This is a genomic window from Frankia sp. AiPa1 (genome assembly GCF_023243075.1).
Lineage (GTDB): Bacteria > Actinomycetota > Actinomycetes > Frankiales > Frankiaceae > Frankia.
This window is the reverse complement of sequence record NZ_JALKFZ020000127.1, coordinates 25,232-37,418: the sequence shown is the minus strand read 5'-3', so window position 1 is coordinate 37,418 and position 12,187 is coordinate 25,232. Positions and strand designations below refer to the sequence as shown.

Here is a 12,187-nt window from a genome sequence, read left to right as displayed (position 1 = left end):
CAGCCCGGCATCCCATGCCGGTCGTCTCCGCCGTGCCGTAACCGGCCCCGGGGTGAATTCCTCAGCCCCAGGTGAGGAACCGGTAGTGCAGGCCACTCGTCGACGCCTGCCATGCCCCGAGGGAGTTCGGCGGGCGCCCGACGTCGGGTGCGTGGGTGTCGCCGTCGAAGTGTTCACGGATCTCGGTGACGACGATCCGGTCGGCGAACGGCAGCGCTGCCCGGTACACCGCGCCGCCGCCGATCACCCACAGATCACCGGCTACGGCACCGAGCGCCTGTGACAGGTCGGGGAACGTCTCCACATCCGGGCGCGGCGTGCTCGACAGCACGAGGTTGCGCCGGCCGGGCAGCGGCCGGAACCGGGGCGGCAGCGACTCCCAGGTGCGCCGGCCCATGAGCACGGTCGCGCCGGTGGTCAGGGCGCGGAAGTGGGTCATGTCCTCGGGCAGGTGCCAGGGCAGGGCACCGTCGCGGCCGATGACCCCGTTCGCCGACTGCGCCCAGACGAGCCCGATCACACCGCCACCGGTGCGGCGATCGCGGGATGCGGGTCGTAGCCGTCGAGCGCGAGGTGCTGGTAGGTGTAGTCGAACAGGCTGGTCGCGGGGGACAGGCGCAGGGTCGGGAACGGCCGCGCCTCACGGGTGAGCTGACGGCGGACCTGGTCGATGTGGTTGTCGTAGAGGTGGCAGTCGCCGCCGGTCCAGATGAAGTCCCCGACCCCGAGCCCCACCTGTTCGGCGATCATATGCGTGAGCAGTGCGTAGCTCGCGATGTTGAACGGCACGCCGAGGAACAGGTCCGCGCTGCGCTGGTACAACTGGCAGGACAGCAGGCCGCCCGCGACGTAGAACTGGAACAACGCGTGGCACGGCGGCAGTGCCATTCGCCCGAGGTCGGCGACGTTCCACGCGGACACGATGATCCGCCGCGAGTCGGGGTTCTCCCGCAGCGTGCGCAGCACCTCGCTGATCTGGTCGATGTGCCCGCCGTCCGGGGTCGGCCACGATCGCCACTGCACGCCGTAGACCGGGCCGAGGTCGCCGTCCGGCGCGGCCCACTCGTCCCAGATCGTGACCCCGTTCTCCCGCAGCCACGACACGTTCGCCTCGCCGCGCAGGAACCACAGCAGCTCGTAGGCGATCGAACGGAAGTGGACCTTCTTCGTCGTGATCAGCGGAAAGCCGTCGGACAACCGGTAACGCAGCTGGTGGCCGAAGATCGACCGGGTGCCCGTGCCGGTGCGATCCGCCTTGCGGGCACCCGCGTCCAGCACGTGACCCAGGAGCTCCTCGTACTGCGTGTCCGGCATGCCCGCAAGCCTAGATGAGCGGATCCGAAGGCCTGGGCCGGTGTATGAGCTCTTCGGCTCGCGGACCGCGGACCGGCGGCCAGCGATTGTGGGCGGTCCGTGAACATCATCGTGGCGGCGTTGCGATGTGACACCCACGCCGGGCATTGGGAGTGGGCGCCGCTGCCCGCCGCCGGGCCACCGGTCCTGATCCGAGCCCTGAGCTGACGAGCTCGAGGCCCGGCGCCCGCCAGGCGCGAACCTCCTCCTCCTTCGCGGAGCGCTGGCGGACGCGTCCCGTCGAGGTGGGTCCTGTCTCAGCTCATCTCGACGGGGTGGCGACCCGCACCCGCGAGGCCTCCCACCCGAGTCTGACCGGAGGAGGGCGCGGCGACGCCGGGGTGAGCACAGCGGGCAGATTTGCCCGGGACCGTACGTTCAGCTTCCGATACACCCTGGTCAGGTGCTGTTCGACGGTACTGGTCGTAATGTACAGCCGGTCCGCGATCTCCCCGTTGGTGTGTCCCAGGGCGGCCAGGGAAGCGACCCGCCGTTCGGCGTCGGACAGTGTGTCGACCGCGGCCGGTGGGTACTGCCGCGCAGCCCCGTACGACTCCTCATGCCCGCGGCTGCCGCGTTGTCTGGGTGGCTCGACGATCGCCTCGGCCCGGCTCTGGTTCGCCAGTAGTCGGGCGCCTCGCGAGATGGAGCGGGCCTGGGCCGTGTCGCCGCTGACGTGATAGGCCATGCTCAGGTCGGCCATGGCGCGGGCGAGGTCCACTCTGGCTCCGACCTGGCGCAGGACCTCGACGGACTGCCGCAGCAGGCGCAGCCGTGCGCCGGGTTCGCTGGCGGCCGCCAGCAGCCGAAACGCGTTTCCCGATGTCCTCGAGGTGGTGAATCCCTCCCGGCTGAGTTGCTCCTCGGCCAGGCTCCGGCCGCGGTCGCGCTGGCCCATCCGCAGGTGTGCCTCGGCGGCGTCGGTCCGCCAGGCCACCAGGCCGGACACGTCCATCCCCCAGCGGATCATCAGATCGCCGCAGGTGCCGAAGTCGGCGAGCGCCTCGTGCGGTCGACCGGTCGCGAGGTGGAAGTGCCCTCTGGCGTGCAGATAGTGCAGACCGAACCGGGTCTGGAACATCGCTTCCGGGACTGGGGTCGTCAGCCATCGTGCGGCCTCGGTCAGACGGCCCATGCGGACCATGGCAAGCAGCAGGCTCGCCAGCGGCGCGCCGAGGCCGACCCCCCAGCCGTGCGGCGTCACATCCGTCAGCGCTGCGCGGGCGTGTCTTTCCGCATCGGGCAGGTCGCCCCGTCTCAGCGCGATCTCGGCCCGTAGCCCGGAGACCAGTGCCCGCCAGGTGTTCGAACGGGTGATCGTGGGGTGCGAGCTGAGGATGTCGGTGCCGGTGGTGGCGGCGGCGAGGTGGTCCGTGTAGATCAGAACGAGCGCCGCGGACATGACGACCCTGATGCCGGTGTGGGTCGGCGGCACGTTCTGGAGCAGATGTTCCGCCTCGGTACTGGCCAGGGCGTGCCCACGGCCGGTGATCACGGCCGCCAGCGCGAGCGCGGCACGTTCGACCGGATCTGTCGTGGCCGGGTTCAGCGGCCGCGCCGCCGATGCGATGGAGACGTGGTGGGCCTGGTCCATGAGGCCCGGATAGGTGCAGAACAGCAGGAGCCGCCCGACGTCGAGGTCGGCGGCGACCTGCCCGCCGCGTCGCGTGCTCGCTTCGCTGACGTGGACGAGTGCCGCTGACGCCTCGGCCAACCGGCCGTGCCAGGCTGACGCCGCCACGAAGTCGACCGCCCGGCGGCCCACCAAATGGCCCTCGCGCGCCGCGGCCGTCAGGCGCGGCAGGTAGTGAAACGTCGTGGACGGGCTGAGCCGCCAGTCGACCTCCGCCGCGTCCAGCAGGACCGCGCTGCGTTCCGACTTGGCGGAGCACGCCCGGGCGGCGTGCTGGAGAAACTCGACGGCGTTGGCCAGCTGGTTGTCCGCCTCCGCCTCGGCCGCCGCGACCCGCAGCACCGGCAGAACCCAGACGTCCTCGGTGTGCCGCGCGGCGACCAGGTGCCGGGCGATGTCACCGGCCCGGGCGCCGTCGTGATGCAGCAGTGCCGCGGCGCGTCGGTGCAGTTCCAGGCGGCGGTCGGCGTGGATGTCAGCCGCGATCGCGCGGCGGGCCGCCGGATGGCGCAGGCACAGGTTCTCGAGCAGCCCGGCCTGTTCCAGCACGCGAAGCCCTCGGTCGACGGCGTCCGCGGGGCTGCCGAGCAGCCGGGAGATCCGGTCGGGTCGCCCGGCGTCGTCCAGCACCGCCACCGCCTGGGCGACGTCCAGGACCGCCGGCCCGGCGCGTTCGAGGCAGGACAGTACCGCCCGCTCGAAGGCCAGCCCGGCCACCGGCTCCGTCGCGGGCGGCGCGGCCAGCTGGCCGATCGCCGCCTGATGGTCCTCGATCAGTGCCCGTACCAGGAGGGGATTTCCGCCAGTGGCCCGGTGGACCGCCCGCGCCAGCTGGGTTGTCCCGCTACCGGTCCGCCGGTCCATGATCAGGCCGACGTCCTCGGCGGACAGCGGCGGCAGCCGGATGCGGGTGACCTGCGGCTGCAGCAGGACCCTGCTCGCCGCCGCGGTTTCCCAGGCGGCTTCGCCGGTGGTGGGCTCCGCCAACACGATCAGGGCGCGGAGGAAGGTGATTCGCTGCATGATATCGATGAGGCACCGTCGGGATACGGGGTCCGCTCTGTCTACGTCGTCCACCAGGACGAGAACCGGGCCCCGAGTACCGAGGTCCCGCAGAAACACCTCGATACCGCCCAGCACCCGGGAGTAGGCTGCCGTCAGCTCCTCCCCGCCCGAGCGGTCCAGGGTGAGCGCCACGTAGTTGTCGATCGCCCTGGTCACCAGGTGGTGATGGCGCGAATCATCGGCGAATTCGCTGAACAGCTCCTGGGCCAGCCGGAATGGAAGCGAGTTGTTCTCGGCGCACCCGATCGCGCGCAGCGGGCGAATTCCGGTTGCTACGGCTCGCTCGGAGAAGGCGCGCAGGAGCGCGCTTTTTCCGATCCCGGTCGGGCCGGTGACAAGGGCGATCTGACCGTTTGGAGGATCGCTCGCGCAATCGGCGAGCAAGCTTTCAAAAACCGCTATTTCGGCCTCGCGCGCGACGAAGATCATGGTCGGCGGTCTCCTTGCGGATGTGGTGGACGGGCCCTGCGGGCAGCTGGGTGGACGAGGTGGTGACGGGGGAGCGTGGTCCCGGCGATGGCGCGTCGGGATGCCCGCTCGCTGCCCGTGGGCTGGGCGGAGGTGATCGTCGCCGGTGGAGGGGACGGGGTGCTCCGATCGATGCCGGCGCGGCCGATCAGTCAGGTGCGTCTCTCGGCGGATGGACCTCGGTCTCTGTCGCATGTGGCTCGCGGACGTTCGATATCAGATCAATAGGAAGTGCTCAGGGCAAACTGAAAGAAGCAATCTGTAACGGTTCTGCATGATAGGCGAGAATAGATGGCTGTGTGTCTCCATCCACAGGCTGTGTGCAACGCAGTGGGGTGGCGGGGGGATAGCCCCCAATCGTCCGCAGATGTGGAGGGGCCCGCGGCTGCGACCCGGCGCGTGGGGCCTCCGGCTTGTGGGGCCTCCGGCTTGTGGGACTGCCGGCTTGTGTGCCTGCTGGCCGCGTCCGGTGGTCACCGACCGGCGGCCGCCTCGCGCCGAGCCCCGGGGGGAGCCGGGGGAACCTGCTCGGCGGCGAGAGCGCCGCCGCTCGCGCGGGGAGCGCGGAAAGCCGACGGAGCTCGCGGTTCCCAAGAAGGGTCGACAAGACTTTCGTGTACGGCCGCGATGCTGTACCCCTATGGCCCCCTGTTTCTCATCTCACTGTGCCGATTGGCGCTGCCGCCAGCACGGGTCGTAGGGGTTGTCGCGGCGGTCGAGGGTCAATCAGGATAAGAGCTGCGATGATGCGCCGCCGGTGAACGGTGCGGTCGCCCGGCCGATCCAATACTCCATTGAGTGGACGCTGATGACGGGGTCGATAGCATTGTGGGATTCTCGCGTGGATGGTGTCCGCCGAGTCATCCCGTGGGTTCTGGGGGCCGCTGGCCCGGCGGGTCTGCGGATGCGGGCGGCCGAGCTGTGCGCGCAATACCGCTCCGATGCCGCGGGCCGTCCGCTGGACGTCGGGTTTTCGCTGGCATCGCGGGTGACTCCGTCGCCCTACCGCGCCGTCGTGGTCGGCGCGACCCGCAACGACTTCGTACGCGGCCTGGAGGCCCTCGCACGCGGTGAAAACGCTCCGGGCGTCGTGTACGGCCCGGCCGGCAATGCCGTGCGCCCCGTTTTCGTCTTTCCCGGGCAGGGCTCCCAGTGGCCGGGAATGGCGACGGATCTCATGGCGGAGTGGGGCCCTTTCGACGCCGCTGTCCGGGCGGCGGCCGAGGCGCTGGCGCCGTTCACGGATCGCCCGATGGTCGACATCCTGCGTTCCAGCGCCGGTGCGGGGGCGCCGACGCTGGAACGCGTGGACGTGGTCCAACCGGCGTTGTTCGCCGTGATGGTGGCGCTCGCCGGGATGTGGCGCGAGTTCGGGGTCGAGCCGGTGGCCGCCATCGGTCACAGCGTCGGAGAGCCGGTGGCGGCCTGGCTGACCGGTGCCCTCTCCCTCGCTGACAGCGCGCGTGTCGCGGCACGCTGGAGCCAGGCGCAGCAGACCCTCGCCGGTCAGGGCGAGATGGCCCTGGTGTCGCTGCCCGCGGCCGAGGTCGGAGGCGATCTCGCCGCCGAAGGAGACCGGGTGGGCATCGCCGCGGTCAACGGTCCGTCCTCCGTTGTGATCTCCGGTGACGCGGACTCCGTGCGCCGGGCCGTCGCGGGTTATGCGGCGCGGGGCGTGTGGGCGCGCCGGATCGCGGTCGGCCTGGCCGCGCACTCGGGCCAGATCGAACGGGTCCGAGACCGTCTGCTGCGCGACCTGGCACCGGTCGCACCCAGATCGGGGCGGTTGCCGTTCTACTCCGGCCTGGCCGGGAATGTCCTCGACGGGAGCGGCCTGACCGCTGACCACTGGTATCGAGTTCTCCGGGAGCCGGTCCAGTTCGCCCGGGCGGCCCGGGCCGCTCATCTCGCTCACGCCACGGCCGCGGGCGCCGCCTTCATCGAGATCAGTCCGCATCCCGTGCTCACCGGGAGCCTGCGGGACATCGTCGATGCCCCGGATGCTCCCGTCGGTCCGACGGCGATTCTTGCCTCCCTGCGCCGCGATCAGGACGGCCCTCGCCGGTTCCTGCTCTCGCTCGCCGAGGCCTGGGTGCGAGGCGTGGCGGTCGACTGGACGGTGGCCTTCTCCGGCACCGGCGGCCAACTTCTCGAGGATGTGGGCCGGCCGGCCGGGCACGGTGATCCGGCCCCGATCGGCGACGCGGTGCCCCGCGATGACGCGGCGCCTGGCGATGTGGTGCCCGGCGATGTGGCGGCCGGCGGCGCGGTGGCTGGTGACGCGTTGGGCGCGGCCGGGGGGCCCGAGCTGCTGCGGCGGCTGGCCGGCCGGTCACCGGCGCAGCGCCAACGGATCCTGCTCGCGGCGGTGCGGGGCGAGACCGCGTCCCTGCTAGGGTGCCCATCGGCCGAGTCGGTGCCACCCGGGGCGGCACTGCGCGAGATCGGTCTCGACTCGGTGCCGGCGCTGGAGCTGCGCAGCCGGCTCGGCGAGCTGACCGGCCTACGACTGGCGCCGACCCTCGTCTTCGATCACCCGACTTCTCGCGCGTTGGCCCGTCATCTGCTGGCCGAGCTCGAAGCCACCGGCGAGCGGGGATCGTGGGAGCACGCCACGGCGGGCACGTCGGCGACCACCCGGAGCGGCGCGGGCGAAGCGGACGGCGCCGACGAAGCGGACGGCGCGGGCCATGGCGCGGGCGCGGATCTCGACGAGCCGATCGCGATCGTCGCGATGAGCTGCCGGCTGCCCGGAGGCATCGACGACCCGGACGCGCTGTGGCGGCTGCTCGACGACGGCGCGGAGGTGGTCGGCGGGCTGCCGCGTGACCGTGGCTGGGACCTCGACCAGCTCACCGCCGCCCAGCCAGCCCACCACGGTCCCAATCGGCAGCGCGAGGCAGGCTTCCTGACCGGTGCGGCCGCGTTCGACGCCGCCTTCTTCGGCATCAGCCCGCGGGAGGCGCTGGCGATGGATCCGCAGCAGCGCCTGCTGCTCGAGACCTCCTGGGAGGCCCTGGAACGGGCCAGGATCGACCCGACGAGTCTGCGCGGTACCGACACCGGGGTGTTCGCCGGGGTGACCGAGCAGGGATACGGCCCGAGGCTGGACGCGGCCCCCACCGAACTCGAGGGCTTCGTCCTGACCGGCACCACCGCGAGCGTCGCCTCCGGGCGGGTGGCCTACGTGCTTGGGCTCGAGGGACCGGCGGTGTCGGTGGACACGGCCTGCTCGTCCTCGCTGGTGGCCATCCATCTCGCCGCGCAGGCGCTGCGCCGCCGGGAGTGCTCGCTGGCGCTGGCGGGGGGTGTCACCGTGATGCCGCATCCGGGCTCGTTCATCGAGTTCAGCCGGAAGAACGCGCTGTCCGCCGACGGCCGGTGCCGTGCCTTCTCCGCCGACGCGGCCGGGTTCGGGCTGGCCGAAGGCGCGGGGGTCCTGGTCCTGGCACGGCTGTCGACGGCCCGCCGAGCCGGGCATCCGATCCTCGCCCTGATCCGTGGCAGCGCGGTCAACTCGGACGGGGCGAGCAACGGCCTGACCGCACCCAACGGACGGTCCCAGCAGCGGGTCGTCCAGCGGGCGCTGGCCGCGGCGGGTCTGGCCCCGGATGACGTCGACGTCGTCGAGGCCCACGGCACCGGCACTGCCCTGGGCGACCCGATCGAGGCCGCGGCACTGCTCGCCGCCTACGGCCGGGACCGGCCGGCCGAGCGCCCCCTGTGGCTGGGCTCGGTGAAGTCCAACGTCGGCCACCCGCAGGCGGCCTCGGGGGTGGTGGGCGTCATCAAGATGATTCTGGCGATGCGGCACGGCCGGCTACCGAAGACGCTGCACGTCACGTCGCCGACACCGCACGTCGACTGGTCCTCGGGTGCGGTCCGGCTGCTGACCGCGAGCACCAGGTGGCCGGCGACGGTCCGCCCCCGGCGGGCCGGCGTCTCCTCCTTCGGGATCAGCGGGACCAATGCCCACGCCATCCTCGAACAGGCTCCAGCCGCCGCCGCCGCGGCCGGCACCGTCACCGCGGCCGGCACCGTCACCGGACCGGCGAGGACCGCCGCGACGCCGGATCCGGCCGACTCCGCTGGGCCCGATCATCCCGCCACGCCGGTGGTCCCATGGCTGGTGTCCGGGCGCGGGGAGGCGGCACTGGCCGCGCAGGCGCGGCGCCTGCGGGTCCAGGCCGAGGCGGACGAGGCCGCGGCCGGCACGATGCCGGGCGCGGCGCTGGGCCCGGCACTGGCCCGGCCGCGCGACACCGGCCATGCGCTGGCCACCACCCGTGCGGCGCTGAGTCATCGCGCCGTCGTCACCGCCGCGGATGTCGACGGATTCCGCCGTGGGCTGCGCGCGCTCGAGACCGGCCAGCCGGCGGCGAACCTGACCCGGGGCGTCGCGGACATCGAAGGCGACATCGCCTTCGTCTACCCCGGCCAGGGCTCCCAGTGGGACGGCATGGTCCGCGACCTGCTGGCCGACGAGCCGGATTTCGCGGCCCGCCTGCGTGAGTGCGCCGACGCGATCACCCCGCACACCGGCTGGTCCGTGCTCGACGTGGTGCGCGGCGAGCCGGGGGCACCAAGCCTGCACCGGGTCGACGTGGTCCAACCGGTCCTGTTCGCGGTGATGGTGGGGCTCACCCAGTGGTGGCGGTCCCACGGGGTCGAGCCCGCGGCGGTCGTCGGGCACTCCCAGGGCGAGATCGCGGCGGCCTGTGTGGCCGGCGCGCTCTCCCTGCCAGACGCGGCGAAGATCGTCTGCGTCCGGGCCCGGGGGTTGCGCGCCGCGGCGGCCGGCCGCGGCGGCATGGTCTCGGTGTCGCTGCCCCGCGACGCCCTCGAGGTGTCGCTGCGGTCCTGGCCGGGTCGCCTCGAGGTCGCCGCCGTCAACGGGCCTGGATCACTTGTCGTGGCCGGTGATCCGCGGGCGCTCGACGAGCTGCTGGCGCGCTGCGAGGCCGACGGCATTCGGGCCCGGAGGGTTCCCGTCGACTACGCCTCGCACACGGCACAGGTGGAGGCACTGCGCGAGCGCCTCCACCAGGAGCTGGCCGACGTCACCCCACGACCGGCCACCATCCCGTTCTACTCCAGTCTCACCGGATCGGAGCTGGACACCGCCACGCTCGACGCGGGCTACTGGTACCGCAGCCTGCGCGGAACGGTGGAGTTCCAGCAGGCCACCGAGTCGCTGCTCGCCGACGGGCACCGGGCGTTCGTCGAGATCAGCCCCCACCCCGTCCTGACGGCCGCGGTGGAGGAGACTGCGGCGCAGGCGGACCGGTCGGTCGTCGTCGTCGGTTCGCTGCGCCGCGGCGACGGGAGCCGGGAACGGCTGTTGGCCGGCGCCGCCGAACTGTTCACACGCGGCGTGGCCGTCGACTTCACCGCCGCGTTCGCGGACCCCCGCGGCGACCGGCCGCGCCCGGTCGACCTGCCGACCGTCGCGTTCCAACGTGAGCGGTTCTGGCTCGATCCCCCGTCGGCGATGACGCCCACCGAGGCCGCCGGGAGCGGTTGGCGTTACCGCGTCGCCTGGCGTTCGATGCCGCCTCGTCCGATGCCGGCCGGGTCAACGCTGGCCGGGTCAACGCTGGCCGGGTCAACGCTGGCCGGGGCGACCGCGGGCACCGGCCCTGACTCCTGGTTGATCGTCGTGCCGGCCGGCGACGCGGCCGCCCTTGCCGATGCCTGCGCCGCCGCGTTCTCCCGTGCCGGCATGCGACCGGCGATGCTCCGCGTCGATCCGGCCGCGGTCGATCGGGACGCGCTGACCGGCCAGCTGTCCTCGGCTTTGGCGGGCGGCTCCCGGGCCGGCGTGCTGTCGCTGCTGGCCCTGGATACCGACCCGCATCCCGGTCATCCCGAGCTCGTCCGCGGTCATGCGGCGACGGTGACCCTGCTCCAGGCGCTCAGCGACGCCGGGGCTGACGGGCCGCTGTGGTGCGTGACCCGGGGAGCGGTGCGCGCCGTCGCGGGCGACACGTTGCCGAGCCCGGCCCAGGCGCTGGTGTGGGGCCTCGCGCAGGTCACGGAGCTGGAGTACCCCGACCTGTGGGGCGGGACCGTCGACCTCGCCGACGACGGCACAGCGGCGGACCTCGACCTGCTCGCCGCCATCCTGCGCGACCCGGACGGCGAGAACCAGCTGGCGATCCGCTCGTCCGCGGCGCTGGTCAGGCGGATCACCCCCGCCCCGCTGCCCGGTGCGGCGGACCGGCCGTGGCGACCGCGGGGCACGGTCCTGATCACCGGTGGGACCGGCGGCGTGGGGGCGTCGGTCGCGCGGTGGCTCGCCGGGGCCGGCGCCGAGCGTCTCGTCCTCGCCAGCCGGCGCGGCGCCGACGCTCCTGGTGCGGCCGAGCTGGCCACGCGGCTGCGCGGCCTCGGCGCCGAGGTGTCGCTGGTCAGCTGCGACGTCGGCGACCGGGAGGCGGTCACGGATCTGCTGGCGGGCCTGGCGGCGGGGCCGCCGTTGCGCGCTGTCGTGCACGCCGCGGCCGTCCTCGACGACACGGTGGTGGACCGGCTGACGGCGCAGCGGATGGCGGGCGTGGCGCGGGTCAAGGCCGGCGGCGCATGGCATCTGCACGAACTGACCCGCGAGCTGGACCTGGACGCGTTCGTGCTCTTCTCGTCGGTGACGGCGACCTTCGGCCTGCCCGGGGTCGCCAACTACGCCCCGGGCAACGCCTACCTGGAGGCGCTGGCCGAACACCGCCGGGCGCGAGGCCTGCCCGCGACCGCGGTGGCGTGGGGACTGTGGGCCGACGGGGGCATGGTCGAGGGGGCGGCCGGCGAGCGGCTGCGCCGCCACGGTCTGATCGACATGCGTCCGGAGCTGGCGACGAAGGCCCTGCAGGACAGCCTCGATCACGATCTCGCCACGTCGGTTGTCCTCGACGTCGACTGGGATCGGCTGGTCCGCACGCTGGCCCGTGGCCGCCCGAAACGACTGCTCGACGAGATCTCGGCGGTCCGCCGGGCGGTGGGACCGGCATCGTCCGGCCCCCGGGAGCAGGCGGCGGCGGACGCACCGCTCGTGTTGCGCCAGACACTGGCGGGACAGCCGGAGCCTGCGCGCCTGCGGACGCTGCTGGCGCTGGTCGGCACGCACGCGGCCGCGGTGCTCGGGCATGGCTCGGTCACGGCGATCGGCGCCGACGCGGCATTCCGGGACCTGGGATTCGACTCGCTCACCGCCGTCGAGCTGCGCAACCGGCTGAACGCGGCAGCCGGAACCCGACTGCCGACGACGGCCGTGTTCGATCATCCGACTCCGGTGGCGCTCGCCCGGGAACTCGGTGCGCTGTGCGGTCAGGACGGCGCGGGCGGCGCTCCGGCCGCCGGGGTCACGGTTGACGGGGTCATGGTCGACGGGGCCACGGTCGACGGGAGGTCGGCCGCCGCGGCGGTGGCCCACGTCCGTACGGAACTCGACCGGCTCGCGCCGGCCCTGTCCGTCCTGTCCGCGCTCGGCCCCGAGTCCGCCCCGGAACGGGCGCGGATCGCCCGCCGGCTCCGGGGGCTGCTGACCGATCTGGTCGCCGAGCCCCCGGCCGGCGTGGAACTCGCACCTGACTCGGACGACGACCTGTTCGACCTTCTCGACTCCGAGCTTGAAACACCCTGATCCGGTGACCACGGGAGTACGCATGCCGCACC

The 12,187-nt window shown here is 73.0% G+C and carries 4 protein-coding genes; 1 reads left to right on the top strand and 3 read right to left on the bottom strand.

The window, feature by feature from the left end; all coding sequences use genetic code 11:
* Positions 1–61: 61 nt before the first annotated feature.
* From MXD95_RS12370 to MXD95_RS12360, 3 genes are all read right to left on the bottom strand, one after another.
* Positions 62–520, bottom strand: a complete 459-nt coding sequence (locus tag MXD95_RS12370; protein ID WP_250640734.1) for a dihydrofolate reductase — start codon at positions 518–520, stop codon at positions 62–64.
* Positions 517–1,314, bottom strand: coding sequence for a thymidylate synthase (locus MXD95_RS12365; protein ID WP_250640733.1), 798 nt, complete (start codon positions 1,312–1,314; stop codon positions 517–519). The genes MXD95_RS12370 and MXD95_RS12365 overlap by 4 nt, the downstream gene beginning before the upstream one ends.
* A gap of 301 nt (positions 1,315–1,615) precedes the next feature.
* Positions 1,616–4,480 (bottom strand): AAA family ATPase, encoded by a 2,865-nt coding sequence (locus MXD95_RS12360; protein WP_250640732.1) that lies wholly within the window; start codon positions 4,478–4,480, stop codon positions 1,616–1,618.
* Between the two features lie 880 nt (positions 4,481–5,360).
* On the opposite strand from MXD95_RS12360, the gene MXD95_RS12355 reads away from it, so the two are divergent.
* Positions 5,361–12,155 (top strand): SDR family NAD(P)-dependent oxidoreductase, encoded by a 6,795-nt coding sequence (locus tag MXD95_RS12355; protein ID WP_308301483.1) that lies wholly within the window; start codon positions 5,361–5,363, stop codon positions 12,153–12,155.
* The last annotated feature ends 32 nt before the right edge of the window (positions 12,156–12,187 follow it).

Coding starts and splice junctions, on each gene's coding strand:
- MXD95_RS12365 (WP_250640733.1), bottom strand. CDS start 1,314: ATGCCGGACACGCAGTACGAGGAGCTCCTGGGTCACGTGCTGGACGCG.
- MXD95_RS12360 (WP_250640732.1), bottom strand. CDS start 4,480: ATGATCTTCGTCGCGCGCGAGGCCGAAATAGCGGTTTTTGAAAGCTTG.